Origin of the sequence: Desulfosarcina ovata subsp. ovata (assembly GCF_009689005.1) — a bacterium.
Classification (GTDB): Bacteria; Desulfobacterota; Desulfobacteria; order Desulfobacterales; family Desulfosarcinaceae; genus Desulfosarcina; species Desulfosarcina ovata.
In genome coordinates this window covers 5,517,747-5,536,635 of the sequence record NZ_AP021879.1, presented here as the reverse complement: position 1 = coordinate 5,536,635, position 18,889 = coordinate 5,517,747, and the positions used below count along the sequence as shown (strand labels likewise).

Genomic DNA, 18,889 nt, shown 5'->3' with positions numbered 1-18,889 from the left:
GGGCCCATGTCACGCATTGCCTCACTGTTCCTCGATAACAGCGCCGAACAGGCCGCCATTCCGGATTCGAAACCGGCCGGCACGAAAGCCTACCGCATTCTTTTCGTCGATGACGAGCCCAATGTGCTCAAAGCCATGCGGCGCATTTTCCGGCAGGAAAACTATCAGTTGCTCACCGCCGGATCGGGTCCCGAGGCGCTAGCCCTTCTTGATCGGCATCAGCCGGTCCATGTGGTCGTATCCGACCACCGTATGCCCGGCATGACCGGAACACAGCTGCTCAAGCAGATCAAGGCCAAGTATCCAAAAACCATTCGAATCATGCTCACCGGCTACGCCGACACCGATGCCGTGATGGGGGCGGTTAACGAAGGCGCCGTTTACAAATTCATCACCAAACCCTGGAACGATGACGACCTTCGCCTCACCGTGTCGCTGGCCCTGGAGCAATACGACCTGATCCGGGAAAACCGGTCGCTGAAGCAGCAGGCCGAAAACCATCAAAAGGAAATCAAGCGCCTCAGCCGGTTTGTCAATGCCCACCACAGCCAGTTGGGCCATCTTTTGCTCAAGGCGGGCCTGATTGACGAGAAGACGTTGGAAAAAGCGCTCTCCATCCAGGCCAAATCCAATACCGTCCTTCCCAAAATCCTGGTCAACATCGGCGCCATCTCCGAAAAGGCGATCATCGGCGCCATCGAAAAAAGGACCGATATCAATCGGGTTTCCCCGGCCGAATTCAGTGTGCCCGAAGCCCTGGCCGCCCTGATTCCCCGGGAAATCTGCGAACAGAACATGTTGGTGCCGCTCAAGCGCAGCGACCAGAAGCTGATCGTGGCCATGGCCGACCCCACGGATCTGAACAAAATCGATGATCTTACCTTCATTACCGGCATGCCCGTTCAGCCGGTGGTGGCCACCGGGAAAGAGATCCTCGCGACCGTCAAGACCATCTATGGTGAAACCGATGTGTTCGACGCCGTTCTTTCCGAAATCGATCTCAGCGATCCCACCGAACAGATCGAAATCGTGCTCGAAGAGACGGACGAGGGAGCCGATATCGAGGAACTGTTGCGGGCAAAGGACAAGCCGCCCGCAATCCGCATCGTCAATGCAATCATCTCCGACGCCCTGCGGCACAACGCATCGGACGTTCACATCGAACCGAAAACCAAGTACATCATGGTCCGCTACCGCATTGACGACCTTCTGGTAGACAAGCTGCACATCCCGTTGAACATGCACCTGGCCATTGTTTCACGGATCAAGGTCATGAGCGACCTGGACATCGCCGAACGTCGCCGGCCCCAGGATGGCCGCATCACGGTGAAATCCTCCACGCGTATGGTCGACATGCGCATCTCCACCCTGCCCACCATCAATGGGGAAAAAGTGGTACTGCGCATCCTGGATAAAAACGCGGCCAGCAAGGAGATAGAGGAACTCGGATTTTCCGGCAGGGATTTGGAAGCGGTCATCCATTTCATCGAGCGTCCCCAGGGAATCATCCTGGCCACCGGCCCCACCGGCAGCGGAAAGACCACCACCCTGTATGGAATGCTTCGCAAAGGCGCCAGGATCACAAAAAATTTCACTACCATTGAAGACCCGGTGGAATACCAGATGGGCATGGCCGAACAGGTCAATGTCCGCGACAAGATCGGTCTTTCATTTTCCACTGTCCTTCGGGCCATCCTGCGCCAGGACCCCAATGTGATCATGCTGGGAGAAATCCGCGACCACGAAACCGCCGAAGTGGCCTTTAACGCGGCACTCACCGGACATCTGGTGCTCTCCACCCTGCATACCAATTCGAGTATCGCCGCCATTACCCGGCTTAGGGACATGGGTCTGGCCCCTTATGTGATTTCCGATGCCCTGGTGGGGGTCATCGCCCAACGCCTGGTACGCTGCACCTGTCCCCATTGCCGCACCGCCGACCATCCGGACAAGCAGATGAGACGTTCCCTGAACATCACCGATCCGGAGTTCAAGGCTTGGCGCGGTGCCGGCTGCGACCGCTGCAACGGCATCGGCTACAAGGGCCGTATCGGTGTCTATGAAATCTTCCAGGTCGACCGCGAAATCAAACGCATGATCCATCAGGATGCCGCCGAGCCGGAACTGCTCCACGCCACTCGCCTAACCGGCATGTCCACCTTGCTGGACGATGCACTAAAAAAGGTCAAGGAAGGGATTACCACTTGTGAGGAGGTGCTGCGTGTATTCGGGCCCCAGCACACCACCCAGATCGTCTGTAGCCATTGTCACGGCCTGATGGAGCAACGTCATAATTACTGCCCCTATTGCGGCAAAGAGTTGATCAAACATTGCCGGCAATGCGGCCAACTGCTGGCCCGGGACTGGCACCATTGTCCCAAGTGCGGGAATACCGCCCAGAGGGATGACACCGAAACCGGGCCGCCGAACCCATACGGGCCATAACCAATACTGCCGGTTCGTAAATATCATTTTCGAAAGGACCGAAAAAATCATGACCCAACACGCCATTCTGATGGTGGACGACGAACCCCACGTGCTCAAAGCCTTTCAACGCGTCCTGCGCAAGGCCCCCTACACCCTGATGACCGCCACGGATGGCGAGGCGGCGCTCACGCTGCTGGAGGCACGGGAAGTCAGTATCGTCATCAGCGATTACAACATGCCACAAATGAACGGGCTTGAACTTCTCAAAACGATAAAAACGCGCCATCCTCACATTCTGACCATCATGCTGACCGGGCAGGCGGAGATGCAGGTCGCCATCCAGGCCATCAACGAGGCGGGGGTTTACAAATTCATCCAGAAACCGTGGGATGACGCCGACCTCAAAATCACGATTCAAAGGGCGCTGGAGGCCATCGATCTGGCCACCGAAAGGGATCGCCTGCTGCAGAAGGTCAGAAGCCGTGACGCCATTCTGAATGAACTGGAAAGGAAACATCCGGGGATCACCCGGGTCGAACGCGATGATGAAGGATACCTGATCATCGATTGAAATAGAGTTGACAATTCAGATGGACAAAAAGTGTCTCTTTGTATAAAATAGGTCGAAAGTTTTTTATGAAGGTGTATAACTGACAGCAGGCGACAGATACCAACTCCCTATTCTCCAAGGGCGGGTCAATCATCAGCGGCAACGCCCTGCTCCCCGTTCTTGACGGTTCGTGTCACCTGTAACCAAGACACCAACACCGGCAATCTGGACAACCGCACGTGGGTTCTGCCAATAGCGGTCATTTCCGATTCCCGGGTGCGCCAACAATGGGTTGTCGCATCCCGGGTTCCTGTGGTGTCCGATAATTTCGCGTCGCTCGTCAGGGCGACGGTGCATTTCCTGCGGGAGGAACCCATGGCACGAATGATTGCCAAACAATTCTGTCTGCTTCTTTTTCTTACCGGCCTTTTCTCTCCGACGGCACAAGCGTTTGTCGGCGTGGTCAAGACCGTGGATGGCAATGTGACCATCTTACGCAACGGTGAGACAATCAGTGTCGTTGACGGCATGGAAATCCATCAGGCCGACGTTGTTCGCACAGGAAGCGACGGAACCGTCGGCCTGGTCTTCTCGGATGACACCCTGATCTCCATGGGGCCGGACACTGAAATTTCCGTTGATGACTACCTGTTCGAGCCCCTTGAAAAAAAACTCTCATTTGTGGTGCGCCTGATGCGCGGTACGATTTCATTTCTGTCAGGCCAGATGGCCAAACTCTCCCCTGAATCGGTCCAACTGATCATGCCCGCCGCCACCATCGGTGTTCGCGGCACCCATGTGCTGATGAAGGTGGAGTGACCCTTCATCTGAACCGTCAAAAAAACATTATCTTGAATGCTATGGTTCGCTTTCTCCATGACGTCATCAAAAACAAGGGAACCCATAATGAGACCCATATCTGTCCGAATGTTCATTGCAGCAATCTTTTTATTAACCGCCTGCGGTCACCGTTCCACGGTGATCCTGGTCCCCGATCCCAATGGGGCGGTGGGAGAGGTCACGGTAACCAACGCGGCTGGATCCGTGAAAATCGATCAGGCCAATCATGCAACCACGGTCCGTGACGACCAGACGCTTCCGGACATGCCCGAACCGGCCGGCGATGAAAAAATCGAACAGCTGTTCGGTGCCGTGTTGAAAAATCAGCCGCCTTCTCCGATCCACTTCATCCTGTACTTCCAGTCCGATTCGGAAGCGTTGCTACCGGCATCCCGCGACAGGCTGCCGGATATCATCGCTACGGCAAAAGCGCGCATGCCCACCCGGGTTTCCGTGGTCGGGCACACCGATACCATGGGCGACAAGGCATATAACACGCACCTTTCCATGCGCCGCGCCCAGGCGGTCAGAATGCGTCTGGTCAGCGGCGGAATCACGGACGACCTCATCGATGTCTCTTCCCATGGCGAAGAAAATCCCCTGGTCAAAACGGCCGATAACGTGGCCAATGCAAAAAACCGTCGTGTGGAAGTCGTCGTGCGCTGATCATCGGTGCATCGATGCTTGATTCAAGGAACCGTTTTTGGCGCTGAAGCCGCACCCAAAGCATGGACGACGTTCATCACCCGTCATGGACAGATCTAAAAAGAGCATAGACCCCTCGGCCAGTCTGACCGTCACGCTGACTGTTTTGCTGGCCATTGTCTGGTGCGTCGTTTACCTCCTTCAGCCTTTTTTCGTCGAGCACATAAAACTAAAGACAGCCGATGCCATCGTTGCAACGGTCCCTGCCCCTCCCATCAGCAACCAAGTCGTGGTGGTGGATATCGACGAGCATTCCCTGGCCTCCTGGGGGCAGTGGCCATGGCCCCGTTCACGACTGGCCCGTCTGCTGGGGGAAATCAACCGCATGGAAGCAAAAAGCATTGCCCTTGATTTCATTATGGCCGAACCGGACCGTCGCAGCGCATCCGTCCAACCCGAGGAGCCGCCCCGGCACCGGGACCGCCAGCCGGGAAACTTGCCCCATCCGCCCCCCCCGGACACGCCGTCGGCCAGCGATACGGTACTGGCCGCGACCCTGGCCAACGGTCCGTTTGTACTGGGTTTCAGTTTCATTTTTGGAGATCAGGCGCAAGGCGCCACCAACTGCACCCTTCCCCCACTGGAAATCATCGACATCCGGCGACCATCGGATGCCGTCGGCTATCCGACATTCCACGAGGCCCAAAGCGCCGTCTGCAACATGGCCCAACTTGCCCGCAGTGCGCCTTACGCCGGTTTTTTGAATGGTCACCCCGATAGCGACGGCGTGCTGCGGCGCCTGCCCCTGATCATCTATTACCAGGGTGCCGCTTACCCCAACCTGGCCCTGGCGGCCCTTTTGGCCACCCTCCCCCACCAACCGGTAAGGATTGACCGGCATCAGGGAGTCCAGTGCTGCCTTCTCATCGGACCACACACCATTCCCGTTGACGATAACGGCAACCTTACGATCCGATTCACGGAAAAAGGCTCCATCCCCCGTCACATCCCGGCCAGCCAGGTTCTGGCCGGCCAGGTGGATCCATCGGTGATCAGGGACAAAGTGGTGCTGGTGGGCTTGTCGGCTGCCGGGTTGGCCCCGAGCTACCAGACCCCCGCCGGCGGACGGATCACAGGCGTGGACGTGCATGCCCAGGCCATTGAAACCATCCTCTCGGGCCAAACCATCCACCGCCCGGCAACAATGGTGGGTGCGGAAATCCTGTTGGCCCTGCTGGTCGCCGTGCTGTTCGGACTCTGTATTGCCCGGCTTGAGTTTTTCCCCACCATCATCGTCGGTGGCTCCGGGATCCTCGCTTTGGGTGTCGGTGCGCATCTGCTTTTTATCAGTCGCCAAACGTTGATTCTGCCGTTTCTTCCGGCGGTGGTCATCATTACCGGCGGGCCACTTCTCATGCTGTTCAAGTACTGGACCCGCCAGCGCAAAGCCGTCCGGCAACTGACGGAAGCGATGATCCTGATCAAAAACAATGAAAAAAACCTCAACTCCATCATCAAGACCATTCCGGACATTGTCTTCCGTCTGAACGCATCCGGGCATATCACCTTCGTGAGCCCGGCGGTGGCCAAATACAAAAAGCCGCCTGAAACACTGATGGGCCGCCACATCCTCGACCTGGTCGCCGAGGACGATCGGGCAAAGGCCACCTACCGCATCAACGAACGGCGCACGGGAAGCCGCGCCACCACTGACATGGAGGTGCGCCTGCTGCTCTCTCCAAATGGCAACGAAGGCGGGTGCCAGGGGCGATATTTCAGCGTGTCGGCGGAGGGGATCTATAGCCACGGCCAGCCTTCGGAAAATGCGTTCGTGGGCACCCAGGGCATCGCCAAAGACATTGACGAACGCAAGCGCCTGGAACAACGGCTGGAACGGTCAAAAAAAATGGAAGCCATCGGAAGCCTTGCCGCAGGCGTGGCCCATGACCTGAACAACATTCTCAGCGGGATCGTCAGCTATCCGGAACTGCTGCTTCTGGATCTGCCCGAAGAAAGCCCCATGCGCGGCAAAATTGAACTCATCCAGCGGTCTGGCCAGCGGGCAGCCGATATTGTCCAGGATCTGCTGATGATTGCCCGCCGCGGCGTCAGGGATCATCTGATCGTCAATGTCAACCAGATCGTCAACAGCTACGTCAAGACACCCGAATGTGGACGTCTGCTGGAAAACCACCCTGAAACCCGTATCACCACCGATCTGGCCGACGACCTCATGAACACCCGGGGCTCCGTTGTCCATATCCTGAAAATGATTATGAATCTGGTGGGCAATGCCGCCGAAGCCATGCCGGCAGGCGGAGCCATCTGCCTGTCAACGCGGAACCGCTACCTGGACGTCGAGGTCAATCGTTACGAACGAATCAATGAAGGTGAATATGTCATCCTGCGGATCGCCGATGAGGGTGTCGGAATCTCCACTGAAGACCTTCACCGGATCTTTGAACCCTTCTACAGTAAAAAACGCATGGGCCGCAGTGGATCGGGCCTGGGCATGACGGTGGTCTGGAACACGGTCAAGGACCATAACGGTTTCGTGGATATCCAAAGCCGGGAGGGAGAGGGCACCCGGTTTGACATTTATCTGCCGGCCACCCGTGATAAGATCGGCAATACGCCACAGCGAACCGTTCTGCAGGACTACACTGGTTCGGAAACGGTACTGGTGGTCGATGACATAGCCGAACAGCGAGAAATTGCCGTCCGCATGCTCGGCAAACTGGGCTACCGGGTAACCTCGGCCCCCAGCGGTGAAGCGGCCATTGATCGTATCCGCAGCGAGGCCGTGGATCTGGTGGTCCTCGACATGGTGATGCCACCGGGAATGGACGGGCTGGAGGCGTATGAAAAGATCCTTACGGTGCGTCCCGGACAGCGGGCCATTATCGCCAGCGGGTATGCCCCTTCCGAGCGCGTCAAGGCCATGCAGGACCTGGGGGCCGGCAGCTATGTCCGCAAGCCCTACACCTTGGAGAAAATCGGGATGGCCGTCAGGCAGGAACTGGATAAAAAATGAAATTCATCGTTCTCAGCGGCAGCCCCAAAGGGGTCAAAAGCGTCACCCTGCAATATATTCGCTATATTGAGAACGCCTTTCCCCAGCATGAATTGAAAGTGATCCACGTCACCCAGCGCATCCGGCGCCTGGAAACAGACCGATCGGCCTTCGATGCCGTTATGCACGAAATCGGGCAGGCCGATGGCATCTTCTGGGCAACCCCGGTCTATTACTTACTCGTACCGGCCGGTTACAAGCGCTTTATCGAGTTGATCGCCGAAAATGGCGCCCAGGCCGTTTTTGTTGGAAAACCCGCGGCCATCCTGACCACATCGGTCCATTTCTACGACCATACCGCCCACAACTACCTGCATGCTATTTGTGACGACCTGGAGATGCGCTGCCTCGGCCACTTTTCGGCAGACATGTACGACTTGCTCAAGGCAGCCGAACGCAAACGACTGGAGGCGTTTGCGACCCTGTTTTTCAGCGAGGCAACCGGTGATGTCCCCCTACCGAAACGATTTGTTCTGCTGAACCGGCCTGAATTCCGGTACCGGCCCGGCAGAAGGGTCAAATCAGTCGATTCCGGACGCCACAAGGTTCTCATGGTCACCGACGCCATCAATCCGGACAGCAATCTGGACCGCATGTACCAACACTTGAGACGCTGTTTTAACGGCTGTCTTGGTGTAATCGACCTTGGTGCACTGGACATCAAGGGCGGTTGCCTGGGCTGCCTGCAATGTGCCTATGACAACACCTGCATCTATGCGGGCAAGGACGCGTTCAACGCGGCTTACCGCGACCGGATCATGCGGGCGGACATTCTGATCTGGGCAGGGGAAATGACCGACCGGTACCTCTCCTCAAGATGGAAGCAATTTTTCGACCGGTCGTTCTTCATGGGGCACACCCCGTCGCTGAGCGGCAAGCAGGTCGGCATGATCATCTCCGGCCCCCTGGGCCAAAATGCCAACCTGCGGCAGATCATTGAGGCCTATATGGAAATGCAACGGGCCAGCCTGGTGGGCATCGTGACCGATGAAACCGGCGATTCCGCTGTGATCGACGCACAGCTGATCGCCCTGGCCCGTCGCCTGATCCGGCATGCCGACCAGCAGTTTGTCGCCCCGGCCACCTTTCTGGGGCGGGCCGGAACCATCCTCTTCCGGGACGAAATCTGGGGCCGGCTGCGTTTTCCGTTTCGCGCCGACTATGGCCACTACCGCCGCCTGGGCCTGTTCGACTTCCCCCAGCACCACTGGCCATCGCGCCTGCGCAACGCCTTGCTCCTGTTTCTCTTCAGGTTTCCCGGGTTGCGGCGCAAAATCAACCAGCGGATGAAGGATGAAATGATCAAACCCCTGCAGAAATACCTGAGAACCCATTAGAAAGCGGAAAGAACAACTGGAAAAATCATAACCGGCCAGGTGCATTATCGACAGGACAGTGCCGAATGTAACTTTTTGCGTTGATCATCGTTTTTAAAACCAATCTATAAAACCGTTCAAACCAATCGAAAGGAGAAGAAATGAAAAAGGGATTGATTGTTGTTTGTGGCATGGTCTTTCTGATGGTCATCGTCTTGCCCACGACGGGGCAATGCAAATCCGATCAAGTGAAACCAATGGATCAGATGCAGGTGCAGAACAAGATGCAGAGCAAGGAGGCTGATCCGGGTAAGGTATCCGGCACAATGAAGCAGATGAAGGCCAATCAGGGTCAGGGAACCCGGTTCATGCAGATGGACGCCAACGGCGACGGAAAACTTTCTTATGAGGAGCTCAAGGGGCAGGTTGGCGATGTGGGCCGAAACCAGTTTAAGAATGCCGATACCAACGGAGACGGCCTGCTCGATCACGACGAATGGGCCAAAACCAGGGAAGATTTCGGATTCGGTACCGGCAAGGGCAAAAACAGAAAGTAGCCCCAACCGGCGCGTTCAGCGCGTTTCCAGAATCTCTCCCTGTGTGCTGATGGTCACCTGCTTGGACGGAACCTGCACGCCGGCTTTCTCCATGCCTTTTTTCACGATCGATGGCAGGCCCGAGCAACAGGGCACTTCCATGACCACGGTGGTGACGCTGTTGACATCGGCGGTTTTGAAAATCTCGGCAAACCGGTCGATGTAATCCTGGGCGTCGTCAAATTTCGGGCAGCCGACCATCACCGCCTTGCCGGCCAGAAAATCCCGGTGCAGGGTGGGAAAGGCCACCGGCACGCAGTCGGCCACCACCAGAAGATCGGCCCCCTTCAGGAACGGCGCCGTGGGCGGAATCAGGCGGATCTGCACGGGCCAGTGGGAGAGTGTGGACTGAGCCGGGGCCGTTGTCTGGGTCCTGGGAATATTGGCGTCCCGGCAATCGCCGGTCGGAGCAAAACTCTGAATCTGGGTGGAGGGGCAGCCGCAGGGCATGGTCTTGCTTTCCTCGGGCGCATCTTTCGGGGTTTCCAGATGTTTTTCCACAGCCTCCTCGTCAAACTCCTCGGCCTCACGCTCGATGATGTGCAGGGCGTCCTGGGGGCACTCGCCCATACAGGCGCCCAGGCCGTCACACAGGTTGTCGGAAATCACCCGGGCCTTTCCGTCGACAATGATCAGAGCCCCCTCGGCGCATGAGAGGACGCAATTGCCGCAGCCGTCGCAGCGTTCTTCGTCAATCTGGATGATTTTGCGGGTCACTTTCATGGTTCACCTGTCTTTTCTGCCACCGATGGCGCGGTGACCGTTCCTTTCCTTATATATGGACGGAGTTCCTTTGGTTATCCGAGCAGAGTCTTGCGGGCTTCCTCGCGCCCTCCGGCAGTGAGGAATTGCTTCGCGATGATGCGCTCGATCTTCTCCGGCACAAGGCCGTTTTTCTTCTTGCGCGCTTCCAGGTTGGCAATCCGGTCCGCGTCATAGAGAACTTTGAAGTTCAAGGATTCCTCATCACGCGGGTGGTGATGGTGACCCACGATGTCGCACACCTCCTCAATCAGCGGCGGCTTGGCGCCCAGTTTCTCCAAAATTTCACGGGCCACGGACGGACCTTCCTGCTCCTGATACCTTGCCGCACTGCTGCCGTACTTCTTCTCGGCCTGGACGATACCGATGTCGTGCAAATAAGCGGCGCACAGCACCACGGCCGGGTTGCTGCCTTCGACGCGTCCGATGCGCTCGGCATAGCGGGCCACCCGGGTGGCGTGACCGATGCGTTTGAAATCCGCCTTGAAATAGCGTTTCATCTCGATGGCCACCCGGTCCTTGAGCAGATCGTCCGCATTCAGCAAAAACTCCTCGGGCAGGGTGCCAATGCACTGCTCGGCATACTGACAGTAGGCCGCGCAGCCGAAATCCAGGTTAGGGTTGACGAACCGGTGCTGACAACTGGGGCACTTGCGGGCCGTATCATCCTTGAAAAATTCGACACTGGCGCCGCACTGGGGACACGCCACCTCAAAGATGGCACCGGGTTTCCAATAGAGGGTATCCTGTCCAGGGCACTTCATGGTGGCTGTCCTCCGCGTTGATCTGGTTTCAGTGGCCGGCTACCGGAAATCCCGGCAGCCACATTTTAAAAATAATGCTTGTCTGGCAAGTTGCCAGGGTTTGAGATCGTGTTTCTGACAAGGCCAGAGGGAGGAAGCTGTATTGGTCATACCGCGACGACCGATAACGCCGTTCAGAAACACGATCTCGAATCCCTGGCTTAGCCCAGGATCGCTTTCAAATCCTCATCCGGGGTGCCGATGGGCATGATGTTGAAGTTCTTCACCAGCACGTCCAGCACATTGGGTGTAATGAAGGCAGGCAGGCTGGGGCCCAGGCGGATGTTCTTGATACCCAGATGCAGCAGGGAGAGCAGGATCACGCAGGCCTTCTGCTCGTACCAGGAGAGGATCATGGAGAGCGGCAGGTCGTTGACCCCGCACTCGAAGGCACCGGCCAGGGCCATGGCGATCTGGATGGCCGAGTAGGCGTCGTTGCACTGGCCCACGTCCAAAAGGCGCGGAATACCGCCGATATCGCCCAGATCCTTGTCGAAAAAGCGGAACTTGCCGCAGGCCAGGGTCAGGACCACACAGTCCTTGGGCACCTTTTCCACGAACTCGGTGTAGTAGTCGCGGCCCGGTTTGGCGCCGTCGCAGCCGCCCACCAGGAAGAAGTGGCGGATGGCCTTGTTCTTCACGGCTTCGATGACCGTGGGGGCCACGCCCATGACCGCGTTGCGGGCGAAACCGACCATGACCTGCTTGCCGGGCACATCCGCTTCGAAACCGGGCATGGCAAGGGCCTTGTCGATGGCCGGGGTGAAATTCTTGTCTTTGATGTGGGTCACGCCAGGCCAGCCAACCAGGCCGGTGGTAAAAATGTTGTCCTTGTATGAATCCCTGGGTTTCTGGATGCAGTTGGTGGTCATGACGATGGCGCCCGGAAAGGCGGCGAACTCTTTGGCCTGATTCTGCCAGGCCGTGCCGTAGTGGCCGTAAAAGTGGCTGTATTTTTTCAGTTCCGGATAACCGTGGCAGGGCAGCATCTCGCCGTGGGTGTATACGTTGATGGCCTTACCATCGGTCTGTTTGAGAATCATCTCCAGATCCTTGAGATCGTGGCCGGAGACCAGGATGGCCTTGCCCTTCCTGGCGCCCAGGGGCACGGCAGTGGGCACGGGATGGCCGTAGGTGCCGGTGTTGCCGGCATCGAGCAGTTCCATGGCCTTGAGGTTGATCTCGCCGCACTTGAGGGCCAGGCCCACATAGTCGTCGACACCGAGGGTGTTATCCAGGGTGGCGGCCATCCCTTCGTATATGTAGGCGTAGACCGAGTCATCCTCCTGCCCCAGAATGCGCGCATGGTCGGCATAGGCGGCCAACCCCTTGATGCCGTATACGATCAATTCGCGCAGGGAAAGGATATCCGGATTGACCGACGGATCGGACTTGACGCCCACGGTTTCACCCTGGACCACCAGACCGGCCTGATCCCCGGCGGGGGTGAAGGTCGCCGGACCGTCGGCAAAGACCACGCTGCCACCGGCCGCCTGGACCTTGGCCTTGAGGGCGTCGCGATGCCGGGCGGCATCGTTAACCAGGGTAACGAAGCGGGCCGGATCGAAATCCACATTGGTCAGGGTAGAAAAAATGGCCTCACAGGTAAAGGCGTTAACGGCCGGTTCGCTGACACCCACCCTGGCCCCTTCCACCGCCACCTGAGCAATGCCCTTTACCGCATAAATGAGAAGATCCTGAAGGGCAGCCACCTCGGGCTGCTTGCCGCATACGCCGATCTTGGTGCATCCTTCGCCTTTGGCTGTCTGCTCACATTGAAAACAAAACATGGTTTCTCCTCCTTGGTTGCGGGGTTGTCGATCGTTCATATCGCTGGGTTTGCCGGTTTCACTTTTATTGCTGCAAAACACTTTTCCCAGCCGGTTGACTATCTTTTACCCTTTTGCATTTGGATTGGCCTTGACCTGAGTCAAGGGTTTCCATTTTTTTTTAACGGGTACGATGGTCATCGCGCTTGCCCCTGTTTAACGGAAGATCAGCCAGGGTAACCGCATTTGGCAACCTCTATGGAAAACCGTTGTCGCAGGCATGGCCAGCTCTTACAACGCAACCCATTAAACAGCCATATCGTAAGAACGTGTAGGAGCGGTCCTTGACCGCGAAAAACAGGAAACATTCCAAATGCGGTTACCCTGGAAGATCGCCCGATGTGCCTTGACTTATGTCAAAAAACCCATAAAATAAATTAGTTGCAATTGAATGAAACGGAAGCTTTTTTTGAAGAAACGGAAAAAGATGAAGCTAATTCGTAAGACGTTGTCCATCATCCCCCTGTTCAACGGACTGTCGTCTGAACAGCTCGATGAAATCGGCGCCATTACCGTGGAGCGGAGATATGGACGCGGGGATTCGATTTTTATGGAGGGTGACGCGGCCGATGGGTTCTATATCGTCGCCGACGGCCAGGTAAAAATCTTCAAAACTTCCCTGGAAGGAAAAGAGCAGATCCTGCACATTTACGGACCGGGCAACCCCTTTGGCGAGGTACCGGTTTTCTCAGGCCGTCGGTTTCCGGCCAATGCCGTGGCCCTGGTGGGCAGCCGGATCCTCTTCTTGCCGCGCGGCGCCTTCGTTGACCTGATCGCCCGGCACCCGTCCCTCTCCATGAACATGCTGGGCGAGCTTTCCATGCGCCTCAGAGAGTTCACCGTGCAGATCGAGAACCTCTCCCTGAAAGAGGTCCCTTCCCGCCTGGCCTCTTACCTGATCTATCTGGCCAGTGAGCAGGAAACCGCCAACCGGGTGACCCTGAAAATTTCCAAGGGCCAACTGGCCAGCCTGCTGGGTACGATTCCCGAAACCCTGTCACGAATCTTCGCCAAAATGACCGCCCAGAATCTGATCCGGGTGGAGGGGAAAACGATCCGCCTTCTCGATCCCCTCGGTCTGGAAGATCTGGCCGCCGCGGGAAAACTGGCCGAATAGCAACAACTCGCGGAGTTTTATTTTTTTTCGATCTTCTGTTTCAGTTTCTTCTCGATTTCGGCGAAAAGATCCTGCTTTTTCTGGTTCTGCTGGGCCTTGATGGACTCCACCTTCTCCTGCATGGCGTTTTTGCCCTGCTTGAACTTTTTCAACTCCTGTTCCAGGCGGCTCTCTTCGGCATCGCGCGGCAATGCTTCGATGGCCAGATGGTCGGCCACCACAATGCGATCATTGAAACCGCTTTTCACCGTGTCGACAATCCCCAGTTCCTTGAACCGGTTGAGCAGGTAACTCCCCTTCTCCTCCGAATAGGCCAGCTGACCACAGACGGCCTTGAGGGAAGGCGGGGCGCCATCCCGATGGTCCAGTACACGTACGGCGGCCACGAAAAGGTGGGCGGTGGTATATAAATCATTTGTTTTTGTAGGCATGGGTTGTTCCCGATCTCGCTTCTTTCGTTAAGGCTGGCGGAAAGAAATAATTCCCCCAGATCGCGACGGATTTGTGGTCGTCTACAAGGCGCCGTCACCGGTGCATATCGAGAATATGTGCCGGTGGCGGCAACGCAGTAGACGGGCACAAAGACAAGCAGGATGGTGGAATTATTTCTTTCCGCCGGCCTAACCCCAGGGGGATGCTAATAAACCGGCTTAAAGTTAAATGCGATTACACTGGCCATTTCCGGCCAATTTCTTGACATCACCGGGCAAGCAGAGTAACATTTGGCGTTAAATTGTCAAGCGGCAACTGGCATGTTCCACGAAGATTTGCCATCCCTTTAACATGCTATAATTACTTAACATAAATTTTTTGCAGGGCATCGGCAAAGCCGATGTGGCCCCGGCAAACCAGACAATGGGGAAAAGCAACCATGACGGAAATCATTGATGTAAAAGCGAGAGAAATCCTGGATTCCCGGGGAAACCCCACCGTTGAGGTGGAGATCATGCTGGCCTGTGGCGCCACCGGCCGGGCAGCGGTTCCTTCCGGCGCGTCCACCGGCACACGGGAGGCTCTCGAACTGCGCAATACCCGGGCCAAACGGTATGGCGGCAAAGGCGTGGTCACCGCTGTCAACAATGTCAACACGAAAATCGCCGATGAAATCCGTGGCATGGATGCCTCCGATCAACTGACCCTGGACGCCTGCATGCTGGCACTGGACGGCACGGCAAATAAATCCAAATTGGGTGCCAATGCCCTTCTGGGCGTCTCCATGGCGGCCGCCAGGGCGTCGGCCAACGCCTTCGGCCTGCCCCTGTTCCGCTATCTGGGCGGCATCAACGCACGCATCCTGCCGGTGCCCATGATGAATGTGGTCAACGGCGGTGCCCATGCGGCCAACAACCTGGATATCCAGGAGTTCATGATTGTCCCCTTCGGTGCCAAAACCATGGCCCAGGCCATTCAGATGGGAGCCGAGACCTTCCACGCCTTGAAAAAAATTCTCAAGTCCAAGGGGCTCAGCACGGCCGTGGGGGACGAGGGCGGCTTCGCACCCGACCTCAAGTCCAACGAAGAGGCCTTAAGTTTTATCATGGAAGCGATCAACGCCGCCGGATACACGCCGGGCAAGGATATGGGGCTGGCCCTGGATGTGGCCGCCAGCGAGCTGTACGAAAAGAAAAAATACCTTCTCAAGGGTGAGAACAAGTCCCTCACTGCCGTTGAAATGGTCGACTATTTTGAAAACCTGGTGGAAAAATATCCGATCCTCTCAATCGAAGACGGCCTTGCCGAGCAGGACTGGGAAAACTGGGTTGTGCTCACCGAACGGCTTGACGAGTACATCCAGATTGTGGGCGATGACATTTTCGTCACCAACCCCACCATCTTCGCCAAAGGCATCAATGACGGCATCGCCAATTCGATTCTGATCAAACTCAACCAGATCGGAACAGTCAGCGAAACCTTGGATGCCATCGAAATGGCCAAACAGGCCGGCTATACCACGGTCATTTCCCACCGTAGCGGCGAAACCGAAGATGCATTCATCGCCGATCTGGCCGTGGCGGTCAATGCCGGCCAGATCAAAACCGGCTCCCTGTCGCGGTCCGATCGCATCGCCAAATATAATCAGCTGATCCGCATCGAGGAAACACTCGGCCAAGGGGCGCGTTTCGCCCAGGATATTTTTATCGGCGATTAGACCTCCCGGATGGACCCCCAGCGCATGACACGACAACTCATGATACCGATACGGGCAGCCCTTCTTGGGGCTGTCCTGTCGGTTGTGTTCACCGTGGCCGTCGGATCACCGCCAGCCCGTGCCTATGTTCTCGACAGCACACAGATTTTTGGGCATACCGCCGAAGCCATGGGCGCCATCGCTACCCTCCGCTGCCACCAGAAGCTGTTGATCTATCCCCAAACGCCGGATACCCCCCCGACAATTTTTGAGGAGACGACCATCTATGTGATGCCGTTGCGGTTTCGCTCCGATATCGTTTCAACGCGCATCCGACGAACGCATCTGGTCTATGCCGGCAGATCACTAACCGTTATTGACGGCCGGACCGTCGTTGGAGAATCCCCGTTTGATCGATACCAGGGCATCCTGCGCAGCCGCACTCGCGGCCAACTGATGCAGTCTGCCCGCCAACTGGGGATTGACACGGACATCTCCAGCCTTGGCCGGATTGAACAGAGCGTCGTTTTTGTCATCGGGGCGGATTATCCCGACGAATCCGTATCCCAGCTGGCCATCGACAAAAAAACGTTTTTCCCCGTTCGGCTGCTGCTGGTGGTCCCCGGAAGCCGGATGGAAATTTACTATCGCAAGTGGCAACCGGTCCAAAAAAGCTGGTTTCCCTATCAGATCACGTTCCACATCAACGGGCACCTGGCTCGGGAAATCCGCGTGACGGAACTGGAGGCCAACCCGTCCGTTCCGGCAGATCTGATGGACCTGGAGGCCTTGAAGGCATCGGCTGCCCCTTCCGACAGCGCCCCCCAGAGACAGAACCAGGAAGCGGTCGATACGGTTCAGCAGGCCGTGGAGGACTTTCAGAAAAAATTTGAATAGCCGGTTTTCCTGAACAGGCAAATATGGTACAGGCTGACGCAATTCAAATGCCACGCAGCGCAACCACCGAAGGGGCCATCTTCGGTGCAACCACGCGTCAATGTTCGAATTTCTCGACAGGCAATCCCTCAAATCCGGGTAACCCGGGCAAAAACAAGGACGGTTGAGGTTTTTTTATGGGGTATGATACGAAGTACATTTTTGTTACCGGAGGTGTTCTCTCCTCCCTGGGAAAGGGGCTGGCATCGGCCTCCATTGGTGCGTTGCTGGAAAGCCGGGGGCTGACCGTTACCATCCAGAAGCTGGACCCCTACATCAACGTGGATCCGGGAACCATGAACCCGTTTCAGCACGGCGAAGTCTTCGTTACCGACGACGGCACCGAAACGGATCTGGATCTGGGCCACTATGAGCGGTTCACCCATGCCAAGCTCGGTCAGGACAACAACTACACCACGGGAAAAATCTACCACAGTGTCATCACCAAGGAACGCCAGGGCAAATACCTAGGCGGTACCGTGCAGGTCATTCCCCATATTACCGACGAAATCAAGGACAGCATCCGCAAGTCATCCAACGGGGTGGATGTGGTTATCGTGGAAATCGGCGGCACCATCGGCGACATTGAAAGTCTTCCGTTCCTGGAAGCCATCCGCCAGTTTCACACCGACGCGGGCAAAGACAACGTCATCTACATCCACCTGACCCTCGTGCCCTATATCGCCACCGCCGGCGAGGTAAAAACCAAACCGACCCAGCACAGTGTCAAGGAACTGCGCAGCATCGGTATCCAGCCGGACATTCTGCTCTGTCGCACCGACCGCCTGCTCAGCCCCGACATCAAAGGCAAGATCGCCATGTTCTGCAATGTGGATACGGACGCCGTGATCACCGCCAAGGATGTCGACTGCATCTATGAATGCCCCCTGTGCTTTCACCAGGAAGGGCTGGACAACAAGATTGTCGAGCTGCTCAATATCTGGACCCGCGCCCCTCGCCTGGAAAACTGGGAGACCCTCTGCAAAAACATGCAGTCGCCCAGTTATGAAGTGACTATTGCCATTGTGGGCAAATATGTGGATCTCACCGAATCCTACAAAAGCCTCAACGAGGCTCTGGCCCACGGGGGAATTCCCAGCCGTGCCCGGGTCAACCTGAAATTCGTGGATTCTGAGACCATCGACGCCAATACCTGCAGCATGAGCCTTGAGGGGGTTGACGGAATATTGGTACCTGGCGGTTTTGGATCGCGGGGCGTGGAAGGAAAAATCTGTGCGGCCCGGTATGCCCGTGAAAACGAGATTCCCTATTTCGGCATCTGCCTGGGGATGCAAATCGCGGTCATTGAATTTGCCCGTCACCAGGCCGGCCTGGACCAGGCCAACAGTACGGAATTCGAACTGACCACCCCGCACCCGGTGATCTATCTGATGGAGGAGTGGTTTGATGATAAATCCGGTACGATTCAGCGACGTGATGTCCATTCCGACAAGGGCGGAACCATGCGCCTGGGTGCGTACCCCTGCAAACTGGAAAAGGACAGCCTGGCCTACCGGGCCTACCAGAGCGAAACCATTTCCGAGCGTCATCGCCATCGCTATGAGTTCAACAATGCCTACCTGGAACCGTTGAAAGAGGCCGGCCTGAAGATTTCCGGTATGGCCCCGTCCGGGGAACTGGTCGAAATTGTGGAAATCGAAAAGCACCCGTGGTTTCTGGGCTGCCAGTTTCACCCCGAATTCAAGTCCCGGCCCATGACCCCGCATCCCCTGTTCCGCAGTTTCATCGCGGCAGCCTTGAAATATTCGGGCAACCGGGAAATAAAAAAACAATAACCTCGCCAGACACACCATCAAACGGCGCGAATGGTCTCACTCGCGCCGTTTTCATTGGGGCGGCCGTGCCC

The 18,889-nt window shown here is 56.8% G+C and carries 15 protein-coding genes; 11 read left to right on the top strand and 4 right to left on the bottom strand.

Annotation, left to right across the window (positions count from 1 at the left end):
• Positions 1-6: 6 nt before the first annotated feature.
• The 7 genes from GN112_RS24275 to GN112_RS24245 all read left to right on the top strand — a co-directional run bounded on the left by GN112_RS24275 (position 7) and on the right by GN112_RS24245 (position 9,408).
• Complete coding sequence (locus GN112_RS24275; protein WP_155312553.1) at positions 7-2,445, top strand: ATPase, T2SS/T4P/T4SS family; 2,439 nt, start codon at positions 7-9, stop codon at positions 2,443-2,445.
• A 49-nt stretch (positions 2,446-2,494) separates the two neighbouring features.
• Entirely contained in the window at positions 2,495-2,998 is a 504-nt protein-coding gene (locus GN112_RS24270; protein WP_162459097.1) for a response regulator, read from the top strand.
• Between the two features lie 354 nt (positions 2,999-3,352).
• Positions 3,353-3,796 carry a FecR family protein gene (locus tag GN112_RS24265; RefSeq protein WP_155312551.1) on the top strand — a complete coding sequence of 148 codons (444 nt, stop codon included), beginning with the start codon at positions 3,353-3,355 and terminating at the stop codon, positions 3,794-3,796.
• 87 nt (positions 3,797-3,883) lie between these two features.
• On the top strand, positions 3,884-4,483 hold the full coding sequence (locus GN112_RS24260) for an OmpA family protein (protein ID WP_162459096.1): 600 nt from the start codon (positions 3,884-3,886) through the stop codon (positions 4,481-4,483).
• A gap of 85 nt (positions 4,484-4,568) precedes the next feature.
• On the top strand, positions 4,569-7,496 hold the full coding sequence (locus GN112_RS24255; protein ID WP_155312549.1) for a CHASE2 domain-containing protein: 2,928 nt from the start codon (positions 4,569-4,571) through the stop codon (positions 7,494-7,496).
• Positions 7,493-8,872: an NAD(P)H-dependent oxidoreductase gene (locus GN112_RS24250; RefSeq protein ID WP_155312548.1), complete on the top strand. Its 1,380-nt coding sequence runs from the start codon at positions 7,493-7,495 to the stop codon at positions 8,870-8,872. The genes GN112_RS24255 and GN112_RS24250 overlap by 4 nt, the downstream gene beginning before the upstream one ends.
• A gap of 140 nt (positions 8,873-9,012) precedes the next feature.
• Positions 9,013-9,408 (top strand): EF-hand domain-containing protein, encoded by a 396-nt coding sequence (locus tag GN112_RS24245; protein WP_155314376.1) that lies wholly within the window; start codon positions 9,013-9,015, stop codon positions 9,406-9,408.
• Positions 9,409-9,423: 15 nt separating this feature from the next.
• On the opposite strand, the gene GN112_RS24240 is transcribed toward GN112_RS24245, so the two are convergent.
• The 3 genes from GN112_RS24240 to hcp form a co-directional block, all read right to left on the bottom strand.
• A complete protein-coding gene (locus GN112_RS24240; protein ID WP_155312547.1) occupies positions 9,424-10,170 on the bottom strand; it encodes an ATP-binding protein in 747 nt (248 codons plus the stop codon).
• Positions 10,171-10,244: 74 nt separating this feature from the next.
• On the bottom strand, positions 10,245-10,973 hold the full coding sequence (locus GN112_RS24235) for an HD domain-containing protein (protein WP_155312546.1): 729 nt from the start codon (positions 10,971-10,973) through the stop codon (positions 10,245-10,247).
• Between the two features lie 200 nt (positions 10,974-11,173).
• The gene (gene hcp, locus GN112_RS24230) at positions 11,174-12,802 is read right to left on the bottom strand and encodes a hydroxylamine reductase (RefSeq protein WP_155312545.1); all 1,629 of its coding nucleotides are present in this window, start codon (positions 12,800-12,802) and stop codon (positions 11,174-11,176) included.
• Between the two features lie 466 nt (positions 12,803-13,268).
• Here hcp and GN112_RS24225 point away from each other — a divergent pair, with 466 nt between their 5' ends.
• Positions 13,269-13,958: a Crp/Fnr family transcriptional regulator gene (locus GN112_RS24225; RefSeq protein WP_155314375.1), complete on the top strand. Its 690-nt coding sequence runs from the start codon at positions 13,269-13,271 to the stop codon at positions 13,956-13,958.
• 17 nt (positions 13,959-13,975) lie between these two features.
• Here the strand turns inward: GN112_RS24225 and GN112_RS24220 are convergent, their stop codons facing one another.
• Positions 13,976-14,389: a MarR family transcriptional regulator gene (locus tag GN112_RS24220; protein ID WP_155312544.1), complete on the bottom strand. Its 414-nt coding sequence runs from the start codon at positions 14,387-14,389 to the stop codon at positions 13,976-13,978.
• Positions 14,390-14,829: 440 nt separating this feature from the next.
• Here GN112_RS24220 and eno point away from each other — a divergent pair, with 440 nt between their 5' ends.
• The 3 genes from eno (at position 14,830) to GN112_RS24205 (ending at position 18,818) form a co-directional block, all read left to right on the top strand.
• Positions 14,830-16,107 (top strand): phosphopyruvate hydratase, encoded by a 1,278-nt coding sequence (eno, locus tag GN112_RS24215; RefSeq protein ID WP_155312543.1) that lies wholly within the window; start codon positions 14,830-14,832, stop codon positions 16,105-16,107.
• Positions 16,108-16,131: 24 nt separating this feature from the next.
• Positions 16,132-16,983, top strand: coding sequence for a hypothetical protein (locus tag GN112_RS24210; protein WP_155312542.1), 852 nt, complete (start codon positions 16,132-16,134; stop codon positions 16,981-16,983).
• Positions 16,984-17,159: 176 nt separating this feature from the next.
• On the top strand, positions 17,160-18,818 hold the full coding sequence (locus GN112_RS24205) for a CTP synthase (protein WP_155312541.1): 1,659 nt from the start codon (positions 17,160-17,162) through the stop codon (positions 18,816-18,818).
• Positions 18,819-18,889: the final 71 nt, after the last annotated feature.

Bases quoted from the DNA above. Each gene is read 5' to 3' on its own strand.
- GN112_RS24255 (WP_155312549.1), top strand. From the start codon at position 4,569: ATGGACAGATCTAAAAAGAGCATAGACCCCTCGGCCAGTCTGACCGTC.
- GN112_RS24245 (WP_155314376.1), top strand. From the start codon at position 9,013: ATGAAAAAGGGATTGATTGTTGTTTGTGGCATGGTCTTTCTGATGGTC.
- hcp (WP_155312545.1), bottom strand. From the start codon at position 12,802: ATGTTTTGTTTTCAATGTGAGCAGACAGCCAAAGGCGAAGGATGCACC.
- GN112_RS24250 (WP_155312548.1), top strand. From the start codon at position 7,493: ATGAAATTCATCGTTCTCAGCGGCAGCCCCAAAGGGGTCAAAAGCGTC.
- GN112_RS24275 (WP_155312553.1), top strand. From the start codon at position 7: ATGTCACGCATTGCCTCACTGTTCCTCGATAACAGCGCCGAACAGGCC.
- GN112_RS24220 (WP_155312544.1), bottom strand. From the start codon at position 14,389: ATGCCTACAAAAACAAATGATTTATATACCACCGCCCACCTTTTCGTG.
- GN112_RS24260 (WP_162459096.1), top strand. From the start codon at position 3,884: ATGAGACCCATATCTGTCCGAATGTTCATTGCAGCAATCTTTTTATTA.
- GN112_RS24235 (WP_155312546.1), bottom strand. From the start codon at position 10,973: ATGAAGTGCCCTGGACAGGATACCCTCTATTGGAAACCCGGTGCCATC.
- GN112_RS24265 (WP_155312551.1), top strand. From the start codon at position 3,353: ATGGCACGAATGATTGCCAAACAATTCTGTCTGCTTCTTTTTCTTACC.
- GN112_RS24205 (WP_155312541.1), top strand. From the start codon at position 17,160: ATGGGGTATGATACGAAGTACATTTTTGTTACCGGAGGTGTTCTCTCC.
- eno (WP_155312543.1), top strand. From the start codon at position 14,830: ATGACGGAAATCATTGATGTAAAAGCGAGAGAAATCCTGGATTCCCGG.
- GN112_RS24240 (WP_155312547.1), bottom strand. From the start codon at position 10,170: ATGAAAGTGACCCGCAAAATCATCCAGATTGACGAAGAACGCTGCGAC.
- GN112_RS24270 (WP_162459097.1), top strand. From the start codon at position 2,495: ATGACCCAACACGCCATTCTGATGGTGGACGACGAACCCCACGTGCTC.
- GN112_RS24225 (WP_155314375.1), top strand. From the start codon at position 13,269: ATGAAGCTAATTCGTAAGACGTTGTCCATCATCCCCCTGTTCAACGGA.
- GN112_RS24210 (WP_155312542.1), top strand. From the start codon at position 16,132: ATGACACGACAACTCATGATACCGATACGGGCAGCCCTTCTTGGGGCT.